The organism is Serratia sp. NA_13 (assembly GCF_052691735.1).
Genome location: NZ_JBQZFV010000005.1, coordinates 160,811 through 183,287, shown reverse-complemented (window position 1 = coordinate 183,287; position 22,477 = coordinate 160,811). Strand labels below are relative to the sequence as shown.

At 55.5% G+C, this 22,477-nt stretch carries 25 protein-coding genes; 13 read left to right on the top strand and 12 right to left on the bottom strand.

The window, feature by feature from the left end; all coding sequences use genetic code 11:
- Positions 1–5 precede the first annotated feature (5 nt).
- A complete protein-coding gene (degQ, locus tag ACUTSU_RS10630) occupies positions 6–1,376 on the top strand; it encodes a serine endoprotease DegQ (RefSeq protein ID WP_445652072.1) in 1,371 nt (456 codons plus the stop codon).
- A gap of 96 nt (positions 1,377–1,472) precedes the next feature.
- On the top strand, positions 1,473–2,531 hold the full coding sequence (degS, locus tag ACUTSU_RS10625) for an outer membrane-stress sensor serine endopeptidase DegS (RefSeq protein WP_445652073.1): 1,059 nt from the start codon (positions 1,473–1,475) through the stop codon (positions 2,529–2,531).
- Positions 2,532–2,599: 68 nt separating this feature from the next.
- On the opposite strand, the gene murA is transcribed toward degS, so the two are convergent.
- The 7 genes from murA to mlaF all read right to left on the bottom strand — a co-directional run bounded on the left by murA (position 2,600) and on the right by mlaF (position 7,411).
- Entirely contained in the window at positions 2,600–3,859 is a 1,260-nt protein-coding gene (gene murA / locus ACUTSU_RS10620; protein WP_012147050.1) for a UDP-N-acetylglucosamine 1-carboxyvinyltransferase, read from the bottom strand.
- A 55-nt stretch (positions 3,860–3,914) separates the two neighbouring features.
- Positions 3,915–4,169 carry a BolA family iron metabolism protein IbaG gene (ibaG, locus tag ACUTSU_RS10615; RefSeq protein ID WP_012147051.1) on the bottom strand — a complete coding sequence of 85 codons (255 nt, stop codon included), beginning with the start codon at positions 4,167–4,169 and terminating at the stop codon, positions 3,915–3,917.
- A gap of 140 nt (positions 4,170–4,309) precedes the next feature.
- Positions 4,310–4,609, bottom strand: coding sequence for a lipid asymmetry maintenance protein MlaB (mlaB, locus tag ACUTSU_RS10610; protein WP_445652074.1), 300 nt, complete (start codon positions 4,607–4,609; stop codon positions 4,310–4,312).
- Positions 4,609–5,238, bottom strand: a complete 630-nt coding sequence (mlaC, locus tag ACUTSU_RS10605) for a phospholipid-binding protein MlaC (protein ID WP_445652075.1) — start codon at positions 5,236–5,238, stop codon at positions 4,609–4,611. The genes mlaB and mlaC overlap by 1 nt, the downstream gene beginning before the upstream one ends.
- A gap of 14 nt (positions 5,239–5,252) precedes the next feature.
- Entirely contained in the window at positions 5,253–5,804 is a 552-nt protein-coding gene (gene mlaD / locus ACUTSU_RS10600) for an outer membrane lipid asymmetry maintenance protein MlaD (protein ID WP_012147054.1), read from the bottom strand.
- A 4-nt stretch (positions 5,805–5,808) separates the two neighbouring features.
- Entirely contained in the window at positions 5,809–6,591 is a 783-nt protein-coding gene (mlaE, locus tag ACUTSU_RS10595) for a lipid asymmetry maintenance ABC transporter permease subunit MlaE (RefSeq protein ID WP_445652076.1), read from the bottom strand.
- Positions 6,592–6,595: 4 nt separating this feature from the next.
- Positions 6,596–7,411, bottom strand: coding sequence for a phospholipid ABC transporter ATP-binding protein MlaF (gene mlaF / locus ACUTSU_RS10590; protein ID WP_135318170.1), 816 nt, complete (start codon positions 7,409–7,411; stop codon positions 6,596–6,598).
- A gap of 567 nt (positions 7,412–7,978) precedes the next feature.
- On the opposite strand from mlaF, the gene ACUTSU_RS10585 reads away from it, so the two are divergent.
- The 11 genes from ACUTSU_RS10585 (at position 7,979) to npr (ending at position 16,156) form a co-directional block, all read left to right on the top strand.
- A complete protein-coding gene (locus ACUTSU_RS10585) occupies positions 7,979–8,956 on the top strand; it encodes a calcium/sodium antiporter (RefSeq protein ID WP_445652077.1) in 978 nt (325 codons plus the stop codon).
- A 20-nt stretch (positions 8,957–8,976) separates the two neighbouring features.
- Positions 8,977–9,963 carry an arabinose-5-phosphate isomerase KdsD gene (kdsD, locus tag ACUTSU_RS10580; protein ID WP_445654132.1) on the top strand — a complete coding sequence of 329 codons (987 nt, stop codon included), beginning with the start codon at positions 8,977–8,979 and terminating at the stop codon, positions 9,961–9,963.
- 148 nt (positions 9,964–10,111) lie between these two features.
- A complete protein-coding gene (kdsC, locus tag ACUTSU_RS10575) occupies positions 10,112–10,666 on the top strand; it encodes a 3-deoxy-manno-octulosonate-8-phosphatase KdsC (protein ID WP_017894144.1) in 555 nt (184 codons plus the stop codon).
- Complete coding sequence (gene lptC / locus ACUTSU_RS10570) at positions 10,663–11,241, top strand: LPS export ABC transporter periplasmic protein LptC (protein ID WP_135318174.1); 579 nt, start codon at positions 10,663–10,665, stop codon at positions 11,239–11,241. The genes kdsC and lptC overlap by 4 nt, the downstream gene beginning before the upstream one ends.
- Entirely contained in the window at positions 11,210–11,749 is a 540-nt protein-coding gene (gene lptA, locus ACUTSU_RS10565; RefSeq protein ID WP_445652079.1) for a lipopolysaccharide ABC transporter substrate-binding protein LptA, read from the top strand. The genes lptC and lptA overlap by 32 nt, the downstream gene beginning before the upstream one ends.
- A gap of 6 nt (positions 11,750–11,755) precedes the next feature.
- A complete protein-coding gene (gene lptB, locus ACUTSU_RS10560) occupies positions 11,756–12,481 on the top strand; it encodes an LPS export ABC transporter ATP-binding protein (RefSeq protein WP_445652080.1) in 726 nt (241 codons plus the stop codon).
- 50 nt (positions 12,482–12,531) lie between these two features.
- Positions 12,532–13,965 (top strand): RNA polymerase factor sigma-54, encoded by a 1,434-nt coding sequence (rpoN, locus tag ACUTSU_RS10555; protein ID WP_445654131.1) that lies wholly within the window; start codon positions 12,532–12,534, stop codon positions 13,963–13,965.
- Between the two features lie 23 nt (positions 13,966–13,988).
- Positions 13,989–14,276 carry a ribosome hibernation promoting factor gene (gene hpf, locus ACUTSU_RS10550; protein ID WP_445652082.1) on the top strand — a complete coding sequence of 96 codons (288 nt, stop codon included), beginning with the start codon at positions 13,989–13,991 and terminating at the stop codon, positions 14,274–14,276.
- A 163-nt stretch (positions 14,277–14,439) separates the two neighbouring features.
- Positions 14,440–14,901 carry a PTS IIA-like nitrogen regulatory protein PtsN gene (gene ptsN, locus ACUTSU_RS10545; RefSeq protein ID WP_012147064.1) on the top strand — a complete coding sequence of 154 codons (462 nt, stop codon included), beginning with the start codon at positions 14,440–14,442 and terminating at the stop codon, positions 14,899–14,901.
- Between the two features lie 131 nt (positions 14,902–15,032).
- Positions 15,033–15,887, top strand: coding sequence for an RNase adapter RapZ (gene rapZ, locus ACUTSU_RS10540; RefSeq protein ID WP_012147065.1), 855 nt, complete (start codon positions 15,033–15,035; stop codon positions 15,885–15,887).
- Positions 15,884–16,156, top strand: a complete 273-nt coding sequence (gene npr, locus ACUTSU_RS10535) for a PTS phosphocarrier protein NPr (RefSeq protein ID WP_012147066.1) — start codon at positions 15,884–15,886, stop codon at positions 16,154–16,156. The genes rapZ and npr overlap by 4 nt, the downstream gene beginning before the upstream one ends.
- Before the next feature lie 55 nt (positions 16,157–16,211).
- On the opposite strand, the gene ACUTSU_RS10530 is transcribed toward npr, so the two are convergent.
- From ACUTSU_RS10530 to ACUTSU_RS10510, 5 genes are all read right to left on the bottom strand, one after another.
- A complete protein-coding gene (locus tag ACUTSU_RS10530) occupies positions 16,212–18,128 on the bottom strand; it encodes a BglG family transcription antiterminator (RefSeq protein ID WP_445652083.1) in 1,917 nt (638 codons plus the stop codon).
- 51 nt (positions 18,129–18,179) lie between these two features.
- Positions 18,180–19,394: a lactonase family protein gene (locus tag ACUTSU_RS10525; RefSeq protein ID WP_445654130.1), complete on the bottom strand. Its 1,215-nt coding sequence runs from the start codon at positions 19,392–19,394 to the stop codon at positions 18,180–18,182.
- Between the two features lie 92 nt (positions 19,395–19,486).
- Entirely contained in the window at positions 19,487–20,227 is a 741-nt protein-coding gene (dagF, locus tag ACUTSU_RS10520) for a 2-dehydro-3-deoxy-phosphogluconate aldolase (protein WP_130382137.1), read from the bottom strand.
- A complete protein-coding gene (locus ACUTSU_RS10515) occupies positions 20,224–21,342 on the bottom strand; it encodes a DgaE family pyridoxal phosphate-dependent ammonia lyase (protein ID WP_445654129.1) in 1,119 nt (372 codons plus the stop codon). The genes dagF and ACUTSU_RS10515 overlap by 4 nt, the downstream gene beginning before the upstream one ends.
- On the bottom strand, positions 21,326–22,465 hold the full coding sequence (locus ACUTSU_RS10510; protein ID WP_445654128.1) for an amidohydrolase/deacetylase family metallohydrolase: 1,140 nt from the start codon (positions 22,463–22,465) through the stop codon (positions 21,326–21,328). The genes ACUTSU_RS10515 and ACUTSU_RS10510 overlap by 17 nt, the downstream gene beginning before the upstream one ends.
- Positions 22,466–22,477: the final 12 nt, after the last annotated feature.

The following is a 22,477-nucleotide window of genomic DNA, read 5'->3' as shown; positions in this document are numbered from 1 at the left end:
AATCAATGAATAAAAAGTCGTTAATTCTTAGTGCATTGGCAATGAGTATTGGCCTCACACTGGCCTCCGTACCGGCTGCCACCGCCGCGATGCCCGTCGCCGTTCAAGGGCAGCCGCTGCCAAGCCTGGCACCGATGCTGGAGAAGGTCTTGCCCGCAGTGGTCAGCGTGCATGTGGAAGGCACCCGGGTACAGCGCCAGCAAGTTCCGGAGGAGTTCAGACGCTTCTTTGGCCCTGGCGGCCCTGGGCAACAGCAAAGCTCACGCCCGTTTGAAGGCTTAGGTTCCGGCGTCATCATCGACGCCGCCAAGGGCTATGTGCTGACCAACAACCATGTGATTAACAACGCCGATAAAATCAGCGTACAGTTGAACGATGGCCGTGAAGTGGACGCCAAGCTGGTAGGCCGTGACGAACAGTCCGATATCGCCCTGCTGCAGCTCAATGACGTGAAAAACCTGACTGCTATAAAAATGGCGGACTCCGATAAACTACGGGTCGGCGATTTCGCCGTGGCCGTCGGCAACCCGTTTGGCCTGGGCCAAACCGCTACTTCCGGCATTATTTCCGCGTTGGGCCGCAGCGGCCTGAACCTGGAAGGGTTGGAAAACTTTATTCAGACCGATGCGTCCATCAACCGCGGTAACTCCGGTGGCGCACTGGTCAACCTTAACGGTGAGCTGATCGGTATCAACACCGCCATTTTGGCGCCAAGCGGCGGCAACGTCGGTATCGGTTTTGCCATTCCGAGCAACATGGCGCAGAACCTCAGCCAGCAGTTGATCGAGTTTGGCGAAGTGAAACGCGGGCTACTGGGCATTAAAGGCAGTGAAATGACGGCTGATATGGCCAAAGCCTTTAATACCGACGCGCAACGCGGGGCATTCGTCGGTGAAGTACTGCCGAAATCCGCTGCTGCCAAGGCGGGCATCAAGGCCGGCGATATCCTGGTTTCGGTGGACGGCAAGCCTGTCAGCAGTTTCGCCGAGCTGCGCGCCAAGGTCGGCACCACTGCGCCGGGCAAAACCATCAAGGTCGGTCTGCTGCGCGACGGCAAACCGCAGGAAGTTTCCGTTACGCTGGATAACAGCGAAAGCGCCTCAACCAATGCCGAAACGCTTTCCCCAGCTCTGCAGGGAGTTTCACTCAGCAACGGGGCGATCCCAAGCGGTGAAAAAGGCGTGAAGATCGATAAAGTGGATCAAGGCTCTGCGGCGGCACAAATCGGGATGCAGAAAGACGATGTTATCATTGGCGTCAACCGCCAGCGAATTGAGAACATCACGGCGTTGCGCAAGGTGCTTGAAGCCAAACCACCGGTCATGGCGCTGAACATCGTGCGCGGCGGCGAAACCATTTATCTGCTGTTGCGCTGATCGTATATTTGTTTAAAAACCGGGCGCAGTGACATACTGCGCTCGGTATTCTCATGTTATCCTCCGTGTATCTTTCATCTCACGTACTAAAACTCCATGTTTGCTAAGCTCTTGCGTTCCGTCGTTATTGGTCTAATCGTTGCCGGCCTGCTGCTGGTTGCTTTACCCGTGCTACGTTCTTCCAATGCCTTGTTCGCAGAAAAACATGATAGTACCCTTGATGAAACGCCCGTCAGTTACAACAAGGCGGTACGACGTGCCGCGCCTGCAGTAGTCAATATCTACAACCGTAACATGAACGGCACCGCCAACGTGCTGTTGCTGGGGTCAGGCGTGATCATGAATGAACGTGGCTATATCCTGACCAATCGACACGTGATCAAGAATGCGCAACAAATTACCGTGGTCGTCCAGGACGGCCGCCGCTATGAGGCACTGCTGGTGGGCTCTGACAGCCTGACCGATCTGGCGGTGCTGAAAATAGATCAGGGCAACCTGCCGGTGATCCCAATTAATACCGCACGCACCGCGCATGTGGGTGACGTCGTGCTGGCGATTGGCAACCCTTACAACCTCGGCCAGACCGTGACTCAGGGGATCCTCAGCGCCACCGGCCGTATCAGTATGAGCACCACCGGGCGTCAGACCTTCCTGCAAACTGATGCCTCGATTAACCGCGGCAACTCCGGCGGTGCTTTGGTCAACTCCCTGGGCGAATTAATCGGTATCAATACCCTGACCTACGATAAAATCACCGACGGTGAAACGCCGGAAGGCTTGGGCTTCGCCATTCCCATCGAACTGGCCACCAAAATTATGGATAAACTGATCCGTGATGGCCGCGTCATCCGCGGTTATTTCGGTATTCAGGGCAAAGAGATTATTCCCCTGCGCTCATCCAACTCCGGCATCGATCGCCTGCAGGGCATTATAGTGACCGAAATTACGCCGAATGGGCCGGCAGGCAACGCCGGCTTCCATATCAACGACGTGATCATCAATGTCGACAATAAACCGGCAGTATCGGTGCTGGAAACCATGGACCAGGTGGCGGAGATCCGCCCAGGTACTGAGATTCCGGTGATTGTGTTGCGCGAAGGCAAACGCACAACCTTGAAGATGACCGTGGGTGAATTCCCGGAAGACAGTAATTAAAAAGGGCCCGGCAACGCCGAGCCCTCCAATACTGCATTGCGCCGGGGGAGCCCCCGGCATCCAACAGATTATTCGCCTTTCACACGCTCGATATTCGCACCCAGCGCACGCAGCTTGTCTTCGATGCGCTCATAGCCACGGTCAATATGATAGATACGATCGACAACGGTCACGCCATCGGCGATGCAACCGGCAATCACCAGGCTGGCTGAAGCGCGTAAATCGGTCGCCATCACCTGAGCACCGGACAGCTGCTCAACGCCGTGACAAATCACGGTATTGCTCTCGATCTCGGCGTGTGCGCCCATACGGATCAATTCTGGCACGTGCATAAAGCGGTTTTCAAAGATGGTCTCGGTGATCACACCGGTGCCTTCCGCAACCAGATTCAGCAAGCTGAACTGGGCCTGCATATCGGTCGGGAATCCCGGGTGTGGCGCGGTGCGAATGGTCACTGCTTTCGGACGTTTGCCATGCATGTCCAGACTGATCCAGTCTTCGCCTACTTCGATATCCGCACCGGCTTCACGCAGTTTGGCCAGTACGGCATCCAGCGTATCTGGACGGGTATCACGGCACATCACTTTACCACCGGAAACCGCGGCAGCGATCAGGAAGGTACCGGTTTCGATACGGTCAGGCAAAACGCGATAAACACCGCCTCCCAGGCGCTCAACCCCCTCGATGGTGATGCGGTCACTGCCGGCTCCGGTAATTTTCGCACCCAGCGTGTTAAGGAAGTTGGCGGTATCGACAATTTCCGGCTCACGTGCGGCGTTCTCAATCACGGTAGTACCGGTCGCCAGGGTGGCGGCGCTCATGATGGTAACGGTGGCACCAACGCTCACCTTGTCCATCACGATGTGTGCACCCTTCAGGCGGCCGTCAACGGAAGCTTTTACGTAACCTTCTTCCAGTTTGATCTCTGCCCCCAGCTGTTCCAGACCCGTAATATGCAGATCAACCGGACGAGCGCCGATCGCACACCCCCCCGGCAGGGAAACCTGACCACGACCAAAACGAGCGACCAACGGCCCCAAAGCCCAGATAGAAGCACGCATGGTCTTCACCAGATCATACGGCGCGCAGAATTCGTTCACGCCGCTTGCATCAACGAAGACGGAACCGTTACGCTCAATTTTGGTGCCTAACTGGTTGAGTAGCTTAATGGTGGTATCGATGTCCTTCAGCTTCGGGACATTCTGCAGCTCGACCGGCTCTTCCGCTAATAATGCGGCGAACAGGATCGGCAGGGCAGCATTTTTGGCCCCGGAAATAGCAACTTCACCGCTTAGGCGGGTCCGGCCCTGCACACGAAATTTATCCATTTGACTACTCTCTATTATCTGAACTGATGCTGCCCGCCCCGCTGGGCAAACAGCCTTAAAATCCGTTGAGTTTGCGGTCTCGCTGCCACTCTTCTGGGGTGTACGCCTTGATCGACAAGGCATGGATCCGGTTGTCCGCAATGTATTCCATCAGCGGTGCATACACCGTCTGTTGTTTCTTGACGCGGCTCATGGCGGCAAACAGCTCGCCGACCACGATCACCTGAAAATGGCTACCGTCACCGGTAACATGTGCTTCATCCAGTGCCAATGCTCGCATCAGCACATCTTTAATCTCGTTATTTTCCATAGTATCCAGTTCTGCATCAAAAGGATCATAATCAGCCTGACATCTTAGTGGAATCAGACGTTTTCTTAAACTAAAGAAAAAGCCCCTGTGTAACAGGGGCTTTCTGAGGAGAAACCGTCTTTAGCCAGTCGAAAGTCGGGCTAACCAGCGGTATCAACAGGCATTATTGCTTGCAGGTTGTACAGCGTGATCAAGGTTTTCAGGCGATCGCTGGCACCAGAAATTTTTAATTCCACGCCGCGCTGATGCTGCTGTTCACGCAGATGTACCAGCAATGCCAGCCCGGAAGAGTCCACACGCTGCAATTGCGTAACGTCGATGACAGTTTTATCCGCCAGCAACGTTTCCCGCTGTTCCCACAGCGACAACAGAGTTTCCCGATCCAGTTCACCGCGCAGGATCAGAGTCTGCTGCTGCGATTCAAAGCTGAGCGCGGTCATCAGTTTTTCTGATCCAGCGTGATTGGACGCTGCGCCGCCACCTGCAGTTGTTTGGTCAGGCCGTCAATCCCTTGGGTACGCAGAGTAGATGCCCACTCGTTTTGCTTGGTGGTGATCATGCTGACGCCTTCGGCGATCATGTCATACGCCTGCCAGTAACCGGTCTTGCTGTTTTTGCGCCACTGGAAGTCCAGACGCACCGGCGGACGACCGCCTTGGTCAATGATGGCCACGCGGATGGCAACGATATCGGCATTATCCAGCGGCTTTTCAGGTTCGATCTGGTAAGTCTGGCCGTGGTACATCGCCAACGCCTGGCCGTAGGCCTGTTCCAGGTAGGCCTGGAATGCGGTGAAGTAAGCTTCACGCTGCGCCGGAGTCGCTTCTTTGTAATAACGGCCCAGCACCAGCGCACCGGCGTATTTAACCTGTACAAAAGGCATCAACTCCTGATGCACCACGGAACGCAGGTAGTTGGGATCCTGCTTGATTTTCGGCTGCTCGGTTTTCAGACGGTTAAAGGTCTTTTGAGCCGCGTCCTGCATCAGGCTGTAAGGATTGGTTTGATCGACCGCATTCGCCAGCGGCGCAACCACCAGCAGGGCGACCATAAGTAAACGTTTAAACATGCAGGCTTCCTCTTTTAATGAATAGGGGCAGCAGGTTGCGGCGCAGTACCGGCAGCCGGGCTGGCAGCCGCGTCTCCCGCTTTATCTGCGTTATCCTGGCCGCCGCTCTTATACAAGAACTGGCCGATCAGATCTTCCAGAACCATGGCTGATTTGGTGTCCTGAATAGTACCGCCATCTTTCAGGATGGTAGTCCCCATATCCGGGTCTTCAAAACCGACGTTCAGTGCCAGATATTGCTCCCCCAGCAGGCCGGAGGTGCGGATCGCCAGCGAGCTGGTATCCGGTATCTGGTTGAATTTATCCTGGATATCCAGGGCAACGCGCGGGGTATAAGTTTTAGGATCGAGCGAGATATTGGCCACTCGGCCAATCACCACGCCGCCGATTTTCACTGGTGAACGTGCTTTCAGACCACCGATATTATCGAAGGTCGCGTAAATACGGTAGGTCGGCTCGTTACCGATCGACTTAATGTTCGCCACTTGCAGGCACAAAAACACGACGGCGCACAGCGCAATCAGCATAAATGCCCCAACCCAGATTTCACTCTTCTTAGTTTGCATCGAATCAATTCCCAAACATCAGTGCTGTCAGCACGAAATCCAATCCCAACACCGCCAGTGACGAATGTACCACGGTACGGGTCGTTGCCCGGCTAATCCCTTCAGAGGTCGGCACCGCATCATACCCATTGAAAATGGCAATCCAGGTCACGGTGATGGCGAATACCACGCTCTTGATCAGGCAGTTGAGCAAGTCTTTTCTCCACTCCACCGCGCCCTGCATCGCCGACCAGAAGAAGCCGCTGTCGATGCCCTTCCAATCCACGCCGACTATCGCTCCGCCCCAGATGCCCACCGCGACGAAGATAATCGTCAGCAGAGGCATGCTGAGCAAACCGGCCCAGAAGCGTGGCGCGACAATACGCCGCAGCGGGTCGACCGCCATCATTTCCAGGCTGGAGATTTGTTCGGTCGCCTTCATCAGGCCAATTTCGGCCGTCAGCGCGGAACCGGCGCGGCCGGCAAACAGCAGTGCCGTCACCACCGGCCCCAGTTCACGCAGCAGCGACAGCGCCACCATCATGCCCAGGCTGGCTTCGGCACTGTAGGTGGTAAGCACCAAATAGCCCTGTAGCCCCAGTACCATGCCGATAAACAATCCGGAAACCATGATAATCAGCAGTGATTGCACGCCCACACTGTGCATTTGCTTGAGCAGCAACGGCCACTGTTTGCGCGGCTCGGGCCGCCCGACCAGCGCGCCCCACAGCATCAATCCGGCGCGCCCAAAGCTGGCGCTGGTGTTGATGCCACGGCGTCCTAACGACGCTAACGCCTGTAATAACATCAGCTTATTTACTCCCTAAACCTAACAACTCGGCCTGGTAATCGCCGGCCGGATAACGGAAAGGCACCGGCCCATCGGCAATACCATCCAGGAACTGGCGCACGCGTGCATCAGGATTGTTCTGTAATTCTTGCGCCGTGCCTTCGGCAATCACCCGATGATCGGCAACAATGTACGCGTAGTCGGCGATACTCAGCACCTCCGGTACATCATGCGAAACCACAATGCAGGTGATGCCCAGCGCGTGATTGAGCTCATCGATCAACTTAACCAACACACCCATGGTGATCGGATCCTGGCCGACGAAAGGTTCGTCGAACATGATCATCTCCGGGTCGAGCGCAATCGCCCGCGCCAGTGCCGCACGCCGCGCCATACCGCCGGACAACTCATTGGGCATCAGCTCGGCCGCGCCACGCAGTCCGACCGCCTCCAGCTTCATCATTACCGTACTGCGCAAAATAGGCTCCGGTAAGCGACTGTGTTCACGCAGCGGATAAGCCACGTTTTCAAACACCGTCAGATCGGTGAACAGCGCGCCTGACTGGAACAGCATGCTCATTTTCTTACGTGCTTCATATAGCTGATGGCGGGACAAGGCGGGAATGTCGTCGCCATCAAACCAGATCTCACCGCTGTCCGGTGTCAACTGGCCGCCAATCAGACGCAGGAGCGTTGTTTTACCAATACCGGACGGCCCCATGATCGCCGTCACCTTGCCACGGGGAACCGTCAGGTTGATGTCTTCGAATATTAGTCGATCGCCACGCGAAAAAGTCATATCGCGAACTTCGACCAGATTCTCTGCCTTCTGGTGCATGTTAATGGATCCTTTGCGGCTTATTTTTGCCAAATCTACCCGCGATGTTAAAGCAACGGGCGCAATGCGTCTCATCTTTACAAAAACTTACCGGCATTTCGTTACCAATGGTGCGCTAAGGCTGTGCTTCTCCTTGTGCGTGGCACCGTCGCAGACCCAAAAGTCCGTAATCAAGGCGGAAGGTGATGGGCATAGTGGACCTACGTTCAAGCCCGACAACGCAGAGTACGGGCTTTTGGGGCGCGACCTTAAGGGCTGGGGCCATTTGAGCGCGCCCCTGTGTTACGAGCCGCTTATTTGGCACACCAAATCTCACGACTCGCGCCTTGCTGCGCACTCAAATTGCCACCAGCGGTGCTCACGCACAAGGAGAAGCACAGCCTAATTTTACTTTTAGGCTGCAGACGGTCAAAATTGGCATCATAACGAAAAAAACGAAAGCGTTCATATATTAGCCGGGAAATCCCGTTGCTGCGGCTTTAGCCTGCGCAACGGAGGGCAAAGCAAGATAGCCGAATTACGGCTTTTAACCAACGAACCGGGATAATACCCAACAAAGGACCCTGCATGTTTCTCGCGATAGTTTTATTAATCGTTGGTTTATTTTTACTGGTGTATGGCGCAGACCGCTTAGTTTACGGTGCTGCGGTGATTTCTCGTTCACTTGGTGTACCACCGCTGATTATCGGCATGACCATCGTCGGCATCGGCACTTCGCTGCCGGAACTGTTTGTTTCGACCACCGCCGCACTGAACGGGCAGATAGATATGGCGGTGGGAAACGTAATAGGTTCCAACATCACCAATATATTATTGATCCTTGGTGTTGCCGCGCTGATCCACCCGCTGGCTGCGCGTTCTGAAGTATTGCGTCGCGAACTGCCGCTGATGTTGGCGGTCACAGTATTGTGCGGTTTCGTGCTGATGGACGGCACGTTAAGTCGGCTGGATGGCGTGGTGCTGTTGGCCGCCGCCGCCGTCTTCATTCTGTTGATGTTGAAAATTGCCCGGCTGGCACAGCGTGAAGGCAACGACAGCCTGACCGTGGAACAAATGGCCGAACTACCGCAGGACAGCAGCAACACCGTGGCGGTGCTGTGGCTGGTGCTGGCGTTTATCATTCTGCCGCTGTCTTCCAAAATGGTGGTCGATAACGCCACGGTGATCGCGCACTTTTTCGGTATGAGTGAACTGGTGGTCGGCCTAACCCTTATCGCTGTCGGCACCAGCCTGCCGGAACTGGCCACCTCCATCGCCGGAGCACTAAAGGGTGAGGATGATATGGCGATTGGCAATATCATCGGCTCCAACATTTTCAATACGGTGATAGTGCTGGGTGTCCCCGCACTGCTGTCCCCTGGCAGTGTCGATGGCGCCGCCTTCCACCGCGATTACTGGGTGATGCTGGCGGTCAGCATTGTGCTCACCGCCTTGTGCGCAGGGCGTAAACATCGCATCGGTCATCTGGCAGGGGCTCTGTTATTATGTGGCTTTATTGCATATCTTGCTGTGCTGTTTTTTAACCCTTTCAGTACTTTCGGCTAAACCGACGGGCGGGAATGAGTATGTCGAACATTCAGTTGCAACCAGGCTTTGATTTTCAGCAGGCGGGCAAAGAAGTGCTGCAGATTGAGCGTGACGGGCTGGCCCAGCTCAGCCAATACATCAATGCGGACTTTACCCGCGCCTGCGAGTTGATCGCCGAATGCACCGGTAAAGTGGTGGTGATGGGCATGGGTAAATCCGGCCATATCGGCTGCAAGATTGCCGCTACCTTCGCCAGCACCGGTACGCCTTCGTTCTTTGTTCACCCTGCGGAAGCCAGCCACGGTGACCTGGGCATGGTGTCTGCGCAGGATATTGTGCTCGCCATCTCCAACTCCGGCGAGTCCAACGAAATCCAGGCGCTGATCCCGGTATTGAAGCGCCAGCAAATCCCGCTGATCTGCATGACCAACAATCCGGAAAGCTCGATGGGCAAGGCGGCGGATATTCACCTGTGCATCAAGGTGCCACAGGAAGCCTGTCCGCTCGGCCTGGCACCGACCACCAGCACCACCGCCACCCTGGTGATGGGCGATGCGTTAGCCGTCGCCCTGCTGAAAGCCCGCGGTTTCACGCCGGAAGATTTTGCGTTGTCACACCCTGGTGGCGCTCTGGGCCGCCGACTGCTGCTGCGCGTGAGTGATATCATGCACAGCGGCGATGAAATTCCCCACGTCAGCGCTGATGCATCGCTGCGCGACGCGCTGCTGGAAATCACCCGAAAAAATCTGGGCATGACGGTCATCTGTGACGAGCTGATGAAGATCGCCGGTATCTTTACCGATGGTGACCTGCGCCGGATTTTTGATATGGGTATCAATCTCAACGAGGCCAGGATCGTCGATGTTATGACCCTCGGTGGCGTGCGAGTACGTCCGAACCTGCTGGCGGTCGACGCGCTGAACCTGATGCAGCAACGTCATATCACCTCGGTGCTGGTTGCCGATGGCGACCAGTTGCTGGGTGTGGTACATATGCATGACATGCTGCGCGCCGGCGTCGTTTGATTTTCAGGCCATTTTACTTGCCATTTTGGCGTTGGGCAGTGCTCGAAATCCTCACGTACTACGTGTACGCTGCGGTTTCTCCGCGCTGTCCGCCACCAAACTGGCTACGCCAATGGTGCCTGATTTATAAAAAACCTGAGGGAACTCAATGAGTCTGGTTGAAACCTGCTACGGACCTGTAGAACAAGACGTCATGGCGCGCGCCGGTAAAATCCGTCTGCTGATTTGTGATGTCGATGGCGTGCTGTCAGACGGCCTGATTTTCATGGGCAACAACGGTGAAGAACTAAAAGCGTTTAACGTGCGCGACGGTTACGGCATTCGCTGCCTGAAAACCTCGGATATTGAAGTGGCAATTATCACCGGCCGCTCCGCCAAACTCCTGGAAGACCGCGCGAATACCCTCGGTATTACCCATCTTTATCAGGGGCAATCCGATAAGCTTTTGGCCTTCCGCGAACTGTTGGATACACTGTCGCTAACGGCAGATCAGGTAGCCTATATCGGCGACGACCTGATCGACTGGCCGGTGATGGCTCAGGTTGGCCTGGCAGTCGCGGTAGCCGATGCGCATCCTCTGCTACTGCCACGAGCCCACTATATTACCCGCATCGCCGGCGGCCGCGGTGCGGTACGCGAGCTGTGTGACATTATTCTTTTGGCTCAGAACAAGCTGGAGGACGCCAAAGGGCTGTCGATATGAGTAAAACCAAACTTTGGATCACCATCCTGCTGGCGGTGATCGCATTGGCACTGATTGGCTGGAACATGACGGATGTCAATGATGATGCCACGCCGGGGCCGGTTAACAGCCAGGACCCGACTTATCAGAGCCAGCACACGGTCACCATAGTGTACAATCCGACCGGCAAGCTGAGCTATAAGCTGGTGGCGGAAGACGTAAAGTACTATGAGGCCGACGAATTAAGCTGGTTTACCCAGCCAGTGATGACGCTGTTTGATGAAAACGCGGTGGCCACCTGGTCAGTTCGCGCAGATCGCGCCAAACTGACTAAAGACCGGATGCTGTATCTTTACGGCCATGTCGAGGTGAACAGCCTGACCACCACCTCACAGCTGGAAAAAATTAAAACAGACAATGCTCAGGTGAACCTGGTGACCCAGGATGTGGCTTCGGATGACGAAGTGACGCTCTATGGGACGAACTTCACCTCTAACGGCATGAAAATGCGTGGGAACCTGCGGGCCAAAACCGCTGAGCTGATTGATAAGGTTAAGACCAACTATGAAATTCAGAACCAACAAACAAAGCCGTAATCTTTTGATCGGTAGCTTGATTTTGGCCGCCAGCGCACCCGCCTGGGCGCTGAAGTCCGACTCCAGCCAACCGGTAAGCATCGACTCGCTGAAACAGTCTCTGGATATGCAGAGCAACGTCAGCACCTTTACCGATAATGTGGTGATCAAGCAAGGCACTATCGATATCAAGGCCGACAAGGTGGTGGTAACACGACCAGGCGGCGATCAGAACAAAACTTATATCGAAGCCTTTGGCAACCCGGTGACCTTCTATCAGATGCAAGACAGCGGCAAGCCGGTGAAAGGCCACGCGCAGAAGGTCCGTTACGATGTCGCGTCGCAGTTGGTGACCCTGACCGGGAATGCCTATCTGGAGCAGCTCGACAGCAACGTAAAAGGCGATCGCATCACCTATCTGGTGCAACAGCAGCAAATGCAGGCGTTTAGCGACAAAGGCAAACGCGTGACTACGGTTCTGGTACCGTCGCAGTTGCAAGACAAAAACGGGCAAAAGAAGAGTAACTAATCACTTATGGCTACACTCATCGCAGAAAACCTGGCGAAAGCCTACAAGGGCCGAAAAGTTGTTGAAGACGTCAGCCTGAAAGTGAAATCCGGCGAGATCGTCGGCCTGCTGGGGCCAAACGGCGCCGGCAAGACCACCACCTTCTACATGGTGGTGGGTATCGTTCAGCGTGATGCCGGGCGTATCGTGATTGACGAAGAAGACATCAGCCTGCTGCCGCTGCACGCCCGTGCGCGCCGTGGCATCGGCTATTTGCCGCAGGAAGCATCCATCTTCCGCCGCCTCAGCGTGTATGACAACCTGATGGCCGTGCTGGAGATCCGTGAAGATCTCAGCAGCGAGCAGCGAGCAGACCGTGCGCTAGAGCTGATGGAAGAATTCCATATCACCCACCTTCGCGACAACCTGGGCCAGGCACTGTCCGGTGGTGAACGCCGCCGCGTCGAGATCGCCCGTGCGCTGGCGGCCAACCCGAAATTCATCCTGCTGGATGAGCCGTTCGCCGGGGTTGACCCGATTTCCGTTATCGACATTAAAAAAATTATCGAGCACTTGCGTGACAGCGGCCTGGGCGTGCTGATCACCGACCATAACGTGCGCGAAACGCTGGACGTGTGTGAACGCGCCTATATCGTCAGCCAAGGCAAACTGATTGCCCACGGCACGCCGGATGCTATTCTGGTCGATGAGCAGGTGAAACGCGTTTATCTGGGCGAAGAATTCCGCCTCTGAGTACCAGCGCGTCCTGATGGACGACTGTTAACGGAAGTAGACTGAAGATTATGAAGCAAGGTTTGCAACTCAGGTTTAGCCAACAACTGGCCATGACCCCCCAGCTCCAGCAGGCTATCCGCCTGCTGCAGTTGTCCACGCTTGAGCTCCAGCAGGAGATACAGCTGGCGTTAGAGAGCAACCCATTGCTTGAACAGAGCGACCTGCACGAAGAAGTCGACACCAAAGAAACTGTCGAAACCGAAGGTTTGGATACCCGCGAGGCGTTGGAACAAAAGGACATGCCCGAAGAGCTGCCGCTCGACGCCACCTGGGACGAAATCTACACCGCCGGCACGCCGTCCGGTACCCGCACCGATTACAGTGACGATGAGCTCCCGGTTTATCAGGGCGAGACTACCCAGACCCTGCAGGATTACCTGATGTGGCAAGTGGATCTGACGCCGTTTTCTGATACCGATGCCGCTATTGCCACCTCAATTGTCGACGCCGTTGATGACACCGGCTATCTCACCGTGCCGCTGGAAGACATTCTGGAGAGCCTGGGTGACGAGAATGTGACAATGGACGAAGTCGAAGCGGTATTGAAGCGCGTACAGCGTTTTGATCCGGTTGGCGTCGCCGCGCGCGACCTGCGCGATTGTCTGCTGGTTCAGCTTTCCCAGTACGCTAAAGACACGCCCTATCTGGCTGAAGCACGCCTGATCATCAGCGAGCATCTGGACCTGCTGGCTAACCACGACTTTCGCAGCCTGATGCGAACAACGCGCTCAAAAGAAGATACACTGAAAGAAGCGATGTTGCTGATCCAGTCATTGGATCCCCGTCCGGGTCAGTCAATCAACACCGGCGAATCCGAGTATGTGATCCCGGACGTGCTGGTGCGAAAAGTGCAAAATGTCTGGACGGTTGAGCTCAACAGCGACAGCATTCCACGCTTGAAGATCAACCAGCAGTACGCCGCGATGGGCAATAGCGCCCGTAACGACAGTGACGGCCAGTACATCCGTAGCAATTTGCAGGAAGCGAAGTGGCTGATCAAAAGTCTGGAAAGCCGAAACGACACTCTGCTGAAGGTTTCGCGCTGCATCGTCGAGCAGCAACAGGCGTTCTTTGAACAGGGTGCAGAATTTATGAAGCCCATGGTGCTGGCAGATATAGCCCAAGCCGTGGAGATGCATGAATCGACAATTTCACGTGTGACCACGCAGAAATTTTTGCACAGTCCGCGCGGCATTTTCGAATTGAAATATTTCTTCTCCAGCCATGTGAATACCGACAGCGGGGGCGAAGCCTCCTCTACGGCGATCCGGGCAGTGGTGAAGAAAATGATCGCGGCGGAAAACCCCGCCAAACCGCTCAGCGACAGCAAGCTGGCCACCCTGCTCTCCGACCAGGGGATCATCGTGGCGCGGCGCACCGTCGCCAAGTACCGAGAGTCTTTGTCCATCCCGCCGTCCAACCAACGTAAACAGTTGGTTTGACCTCTATTGAGAAGGAAGACATTATGCAGCTCAACATTACCGGACACCACATCGAGATCACCGAACCTATGCGCGAGTTCGTGAACACCAAGTTCGCCAAACTCGAACAGTATTTTGACCGCATAAATCAGGTGTATGTCGTGCTTAGTGTGGAAAAAGTGCAGCAGATTGCGGAAGCGACGGTGCACGTGAATGGAGGCGAGTTGCACGCCACCTCGGAAGACGAGAACATGTATGCCGCAATTGACTCCCTGATCGACAAACTGGCGCGTCAATTGAACAAACATAAAGACAAACTGAAGCAACACTGACATTCTGGGCCGTTTCCGTCAGCGGGTACGGCTCAAACGTAGCCTCGGCCATCGGCGCGTTGCCTGTAAGGGTATCGCGCCGATAAGCCATCAAGGGTTAAACAAGGCGAAAAATCACCTCACAAGCCTCCTGCTTGCTGGTGTGATTTTAAGTGAAGATGAGATGAACAACGAAACAATGCAATTAAGCTCGGTGTTAAATATCGAGTGCACCAGAAGCTCCGTCCACTGCACCAGCAAGAAACGGGCTTTGGAAATTATCAGCGAACTGGCCGCAAAGCAGCTCAACCTGTCATCACAGGTAGTGTTTGACGCGGTTCTCACCCGCGAGCGTATGGGCAGTACCGGTATCGGCAATGGTATCGCTATTCCCCACGGCAAACTGGAAGAGGACACACTGCGGGCCGTTGGCGTGTTTATCCGTCTCGACCAACCTATCGCCTTTGACGCCATTGATAACCAGCCGGTCGATCTGCTGTTTGCCTTACTGGTCCCTGCCGACCAATGTAAAACCCATTTGCATACTCTGTCGCTGGTCGCCAAACGCCTGGCCGACAAAACCGTATGTCGTCGCCTGCGTGCGGCGCAAAGTGACGAAGAGCTTTACCAAATCATCACCGAGTAACGCCCGGCTGGCGTGACTTCCAGCCCGGATAACGATACTGTTTAGCCACGATGGGTCCCGGTTCGGACAGGGATCCTAAAGTTTCTAACGGTGGCGATAAACGCCACTGAGATGCCAGGGGGAGTTGCCACATGGTGCTGATGATTGTCAGCGGCCGTTCCGGTTCAGGGAAATCCGTCGCTTTGCGGGCGCTGGAAGACATGGGTTTTTACTGCGTTGATAACCTGCCCGTGGTACTGCTGCCGCAGCTTGCCAATACGCTGGCGGAACGCAATAGCTCTGCTGCGGTAAGCATCGACGTACGTAACATGCCGGAATCGCCGGAAGTGTTTGAATATGCGATGACCCAACTGCCGGACAGCTTTTCGCCGCAATTGCTGTTCCTCGATGCCGACCGTAATACGCTGATCCGCCGCTACAGTGATACTCGCCGTCTGCACCCGCTATCGAGCAAGAACCTGTCGCTGGAAAGCGCCATCGATGAAGAGAGCGACCTGCTTGAGCCACTGCGCTCCAGGGCCGATCTGATCATCGATACCTCGGAAATGTCAGTGCATGAACTGGCCGAAATGCTGCGTACCCGCCTGTTGGGCAAACGCGAGCGCGAACTGACCATGGTGTTCGAATCCTTCGGCTTTAAGCACGGTATTCCAATCGACGCCGATTATGTGTTCGACGTACGCTTCCTGCCTAACCCGCACTGGGATCCGAAACTGCGCCCAATGACAGGCCTAGATAAACCTGTCGCCTCGTTCCTCGATCGCCACACTGAAGTGCACAACTTTATCTACCAGACCCGCAGCTATCTCGAACAGTGGTTGCCGATGCTGGAAACCAACAACCGCAGCTACCTGACGGTCGCCATTGGTTGTACCGGCGGTAAGCACCGTTCAGTCTACGTGGCAGAACAGTTGGCCGACTACTTCCGCTCACGCGGTAAAAACGTGCAGTCACGCCACCGCACGCTGGAAAAACGCAAACAATGACGGTCAAACAAACGGTTGAAATCAAAAACAAGCTGGGCATGCACGCGCGCCCGGCGATGAAGCTGTTTGAGCTGGTACAGAGCTTTGATGCCGAGGTGATGCTACGCAACGACAGCGGCACCGAGGCCGAGGCCAGCAGCGTGATTGCGCTGCTGATGCTGGACTCCGCGCAGGGGCGTCATATCGAAGTGGAAGCCACCGGCCCGGATGAAGCGAAAGCACTGGCGGCGGTAATTGAGTTGATCAATTCCGGTTTTGACGAAGACTAGTAGCTTGGGGTGTCGCATACGGGGCCCCCTCTCGCTGACTCCCTGTAATTCCCCACTAAATCCGGCTTAAACAGTCCAGCGCTACCGCCTTGAAGCTGTCGAAATTGTCACTGCCCAACAGGCGACTCATCGAACGTTCGCGCACAAAGGTAACGAACAGATCGTAGATTGCCATCGCCTCTTCGTAATCGCTTTTGCTGATTGCCAGTAAGAAAATCACGTGAGCAATTTCACCTTCACCCCAGACCACCCCCTGCGGTGCCAGCAGCGTCACCACTACGGTTTTCTTCGCCAGCAACCCCAGCGAGTGCGGCAATGCTATCCCTTCACCCAGCAGTGTAGAAACAATCGCCTCGCGCTCCACCACCGACGGATAGAAATCTTCGCCAACATAGCCTTCGCATTCAAGCTGGCTACACACCTTCTGGAATAATTCCGCCTGGGTCAGCGGTTCATTGACCAGCATAAAATGCTCGGCGTCGAAAAACTTCTCCAGCATATAGGGCTTGGTGCGATCCACCAGCACCAGTTTGCCAAGCTGTTCGAGCTGGTATTCGGTCGGGAACGGCGACATCACCACCACCGGCTTGTTCTTTTCGCTGATCCGCGCATTGGAAATAACGAAGTCTTCGTCGATATGCTTGAGTACCTCGTAATCACGCAGCGAAACGATGCGCGTCATCACCAGCTGTGGGTATTTGCGCGCGATCTGCGCCTGGATCATCCGCACCGTCGAGTTACCGGTATCGCACACCAGCATCACCTGCGGATGTCGCTCATAGCCAATGTTGTAATGCCGCTCCAGCCCAACGCCAATGTGCAGTACCAGATAACCAATCTCGTTTTCACTCAAGGTGTAAGGCGTATATTTTCCCCAGCTGGAGACCGCGGCCAGCGTCACGTCATAGGCCATCGGGTAGTGTTGCTTAATGTTCGCCAGCAATGGGTTGGGGATATTAATCTGATATTTCACCCGGGTGATCATGGTCTTGATATGGGTCAGCAGATCGGCTCGCAGCTGCTTGTCACCCTGCAGATTGTAGTTATAGTGCGCGTTGATGTACGACAGAATGTAATCCACCAGCGCTTCTTCATCGTCGGCGTTGATCTCGGTAGGTTGCACCTCCTGTACCCGCCGCGCGGCGATGTTCACCCGCAGGTAGGCCTCTTCCGCTATTGATATCTCTTTGCCACTGGCTTTGCGCAGTTCCCCGGCCAGCCAGGTCGAAACCTTGCGCACGGCGTCATCCCCGTCCTCAACGTCAAAGTCCGGCAACGGATAGCCATCGGTAATGCGTCGCAGCGCCACTGCACAGTAGAAAATCAGATACTGCTCACCTTCGTCCGTCAGACGAATGGCATATTGCGACAGCAACGGATGCAGCAAACCGGCAAAGGTCACCACCTGCGGTTGCCGCAGGATCTCATTGTTGAGCAGTGGATTTTCGGCATCGGCCAGATGCAATTGGAATAACAGATCGGTCAGACAGGCGCGGATCGCCATCTCCGAACCAAACAGCTTCATGCCGTAGCGCGGTTTGGTTTCAATTGTCAACTGGTAGTGCGCCAGACGCTCTCTCACCTCAGCCATGTCGTTTTGCAGCGTGCCGCGGCTGACAAACCATTCATCGGCTAAATCTTCAAGCTTCAGAGAAAAGGCTGAGGTCAAAAAACGAATCAGCAGATAGTGCACCCGTTCCTGGGCGCTGCGTGGCGTAGCGTGTTTTTTACGTTCCTGATGTTGCAGTGCGCTAAACAACGCGGCGTCATCGACCTGCAGGCGATAACCCGCCCCACGGCTATGCACAAAGTGAGCGCCGTAGTTTCCCAGAATATCATTCAGCGCGGTAATGTCGGCGCGCACGGTTCGGGTGGACACGGCGAAGCGCTTCGCCAGCTCTTCCTGTGGCAAAGTCTCAGACTGCAAAGCATCAAACAGATAGGCTAAACGCGGGTAGGGAAATCGCACCATTCTCATTCCGTCAATTAAGGTGCCCGCCAGGGGAATCAGGCGGGCAACGGGTTACTTCGCCACCGGCAAGAACACCATTTGCGAAGGGCTGCCCACCGGCGTATAGCCTTCAACAAAGCTGAGTTTGCCGCTGGCCTTATCCACGCCAAAACGGGTGACATTATCGCTGCGTTGGTTCATGGCATACAGATAACGACCGTCCGGGCTTAGCGTCAGGGATCGTGGATAATCGCCGCGCGTCCAGGTTTCCGCCACCGCGTGCAACTCTCCATCGTTATCGATGCTGAACTGCGCAATGCTGTTATGTAGCCGGTTGGCGACATACAGATTTTTCCCGTCTTCGCTCAGAACCAACCCGGCAGCAAAGTTGGTCCCCTTATAATCGGCAGGCAGCGAAGAAACGACATGTAACTGTTTCAAAGTTCCTTTCTGGCTGTCGAAACGGTAACTGGCCAGCGTTGAAGCCTCTTCATTCACCAGCAGTACAGTTTTGCCGTCCGGATGGAAGACAAAGTGACGCGGGCCGGCACCAGCAGAAGATGCGGCGATCCACGGCGGATCGTTCGGTGCCAGTTGGCCACTGGCATCGTCAAAGCGCCACTGGTAGATCCGATCCAGCCCCAGATCGGTAGAAAACACAAACTTGCCACTCGGATCGCTGGCGATCATATGCGCATGCGGCCCATTGTGATCGCTGATGGCAAAACTGCCTTCCACCGCGCCCTCCGGCTTGCCGGCACCTGCGGGCCCTTGCTGTTGCTGTACCGAGCTAGCGTTACCCAGCCTACCATCGCTCTCCAGCGGGAAGGCCGCCACGGTACCGCTGACGTAGTTCGCTACCAGCAGATAACGGCCGTTAGGCGTCGGAGAAAGATATACCGGCCCTGCGCCTTGGGAATCGACCTGATTAAGCTGAGTCAGATTACCATCGGATGGATTGATGCGGTAAGCGATGATGCCGCCGTGTTTAGTACCGTTAAAATCTGCCACTTCGCTGGCAACATACAACGTCTGGCCTTTGGCATCCACGGTGAGCTGTGCCGGGTTGGCCTGCTTGCTGACCAGCGTTCTGGCGCTCAACGCACCGCTGGCCGAGTCAACCTGCACCCGGTAAACGCCTTCACCGTTAGGATTGTAGGTACCGATATAAGCAAAATGAGATGACGTAGATTTCATTGCATCCTCAGCATGCAGCACCGGGCTGGTCATCGCCAGTAACGCCAGGGTTAACGCGGTGCGTAGGGTTGGAGACTGCCAGTTTCGCATAGTTATCCTTATGATAGATAGCGGCGCGGAATGCCCGCGCCGGTGGATACAAAGCCTGTCGCCTCCCTGCCTTACGTCATCCGATAATGCGTTTACCCGACCAGTTTTTTGGTGATTGCCAGCAGGGTTTTAACGTCCTGTGGGCGAGTGTTGCCAGTAGCAGAGTCGATGATGGAGCTGTAGATATGTGGGATCACCCGTTTCACACCCGCAGCCAGTGCGATCTCGACGATCGGCTCAAAATTTTCCAGATCAATGCCACCGGTCGGCTCCAGCATAAAGTCATGTTCGGCGCAGGCCTGGGCCACATACTGGTATTCTTCTTTGCACGCCAGCCCGCCCATCGGGAAATATTTGATTGAGCTGCCACCCATATCCTTTAACAGGGCAATGGCGGTTTCCACCGGCACAATGCCGTCCGGTGCCGCAGCACTCAGCGGGCCGGTCGAGATTTTCACCCAGCCGACTCGGCCGGTAGGTGACACCAGGCCATTGACCACGCTGTCATTTTGGCCCAGCAGCGCGCGGCTGGCACCGACACCGGTAAACACCTGGTTTACATGTTGTGGCTGCACCTGCTGAGAAATCAGGCTGACCATCGCCGATTGTTTCGGATCTCCCGCGCCCAGCCCCACCGACAGCGCATTTTCAATCAGCCGCGCATAGCGCTGCATGTCTGCCACCGCGCTGTCGACGTCCGGGTAATTCTTGGACAGAACGCCCACCAGCACGTGCCCTTCCGCCGCCGCATAAATGTCCTGCGCATTGTCTTTCGAGCCGGCCAATACGTTGAGGCACACGCGATCGCGATAGTAGTTAGGTTGCAGCTTCATGCTTGTTTCTCCGTGAACAGATTTTTAATACAGGTGAAGACGGTCATCAGCTGTTGCTGATCAACGCTGCGCACATCCACTTCAATCTTGCCTTCGTTGGCCTTATAGCCACGGAAGTAGATAGCGATATCGCCGGTTTTCAGCGCCTGCACGATGTCGTAGGTCGAACGCCCAAGCACCGCTTCGTCAAAAGTGATCTCTGCCCGCGCAATATCGCGGCCGGCACTGTCCCAGACGGTTTTGGCGCTGATGCCGGTCAGGGTGTTCAGGCTGTCGATAAACGGCGTCATTCTTTCCACCATTTGCTGACCGGTGGTTTTCTCCAACGTCAGATAGCTTTCGATCGCCTGCGTCAGGCCGAGGATCCCCTCTTTGCCCACTTTCATCGCCCGACCGATGCCGCCGGATTGCAGCTTCACCCACTCGACGTATTGCTTCTTGCCAATAACCAACCCGCTGGTGGGGCCTTCGATGGCTTTGGCACCGCTGTAAATCACCAGGTCGGCCCCCATCTGGTAGTAACACAGCAAATCTTCTTCCGCCGCAGCGTCGACGATCAGTGGCAGGTTATGCTTACGCGCCACCACCACCGCCTGTTCAACGGAAAGAATGCTTTTCTGCACGCAGTGGTGCGACTTGATATAGAGAATAGCGGCGGTCTGCGGCGTGATGCTGGCTTCGAGCTGCTCAGCAGAACACTCGTTGGCATAACCCGCCTCGACCACTTTGCCGCCACCCAGCGCCACCATGGTGTCGACCGGTGCGCCGAAGTTGACGTTATGGCCACGCGGCAACACGATTTCGCGCGGTACGGTAATCGGCGCAAAGTGCAAATTCACCAACAGGTTGGCGTCATCTTTGACGATCAGTGCCGCCACCGACTGGGCGATGCCTGCCGAGGCGCAGGAAACGATCACCGCATTTTCGACATTCAACAGATTGGCGATATAGGCCCCGGTCTTGTCGACCAGATCCTTGATTTCAAAATAGTTATTCAGGCCATAGTCAACCGCGTCAATAACGTCCTGACGCGGTGTGGACACGCCAAGCATGGTCATACGGCCTGAAGTATTAATGACTTGTTTTAAATTATATTTTTCATAAATCGAAGACATGAGCGGCTTTCCCTTCATCGGTTAATAGGATTTCCCCGGCCACCACCGCGGCCAGCGGAACCAGCAACTGTTGGCCGGCTGCCGATTGCCCTTCTGAATCGGCAAACACCTGCGGCCCCTGGCGGAGATCAAACAGGGTGAAATCGGCGTCACAACCCACTTCGAGCCGGCCCTTATTGACCAGGCGTAGCGCCGACGCAGCATTCTCAGTCACGCAGGCGATCACCTGCGGCAGCGACAACCCGACGCTGAAGAATTTGGACATCACCGTCGCCAGGCTGTGTACCGGCCCGGCCATGCGGTTGCGGCAGTAAATATCGGAACTGATGGTATGCGGCAAAATGCCCAGTGATATCGCCTGCCGGGCGACCTCAAAACTGAAGCTGGCACTGCCGTGGCCAACGTCGAGCAACACACCGCGCTGTAGCGCACGCTGGATAGAATCACGCAGCGTGCCCGCCGGGGTCAGGATACGATTTGGCTTGCCGTTGTAGCAGTGGGTAATAATGTCGCCACGGGTCAGCAGATCGGCGATCTCATCGAGATCCGGAGGGTTATTACCGATATGCACCATCAGCGGCAATTGGTTATTTTCCCGTTGGATCTCTTTGGCAAGCACCAACGGCCGGGTACCATTCTGGCCGACCACGCTGCTGCTCATACGCGCCTTGATACCAATGATAAAACCCGGGTGTTCACCGATCGCCTGGCTGACTTTCTGCTTATCGATATCAGCCAGGTCTGCCAATTCGTTCTGTCTCAACAGACCGATGCGCGAAATATTCAGGAAGGCAAAAACGTTGGTTTTAGCACGGCGCGTCAGTGCATAAAACGTATCTACATCGTCAGTGCCGGTGCTACCAGCGTCAACTACCGTAGTGACGCCACAGGCAGTGCCGACCAAATCCGGTTCGTCATGGTAAATCGGCGAGGAAGGGTAGCAATGCACGTGAGAGTCGATCCAGCCGGCACTCAGGTGGTGATTGCCCGCCAGATCCCATAGCCGATGCGCGCGAACGTCTTCGGCCAGTTGCCCGATCTCGGCAATCTTGCCGTCCTGAACCGCCAAATCGACCAGTCGGCCATCCGCCAGTCTGGCGCGTCTGATTACTAAGTCATACATACTGCATTACTC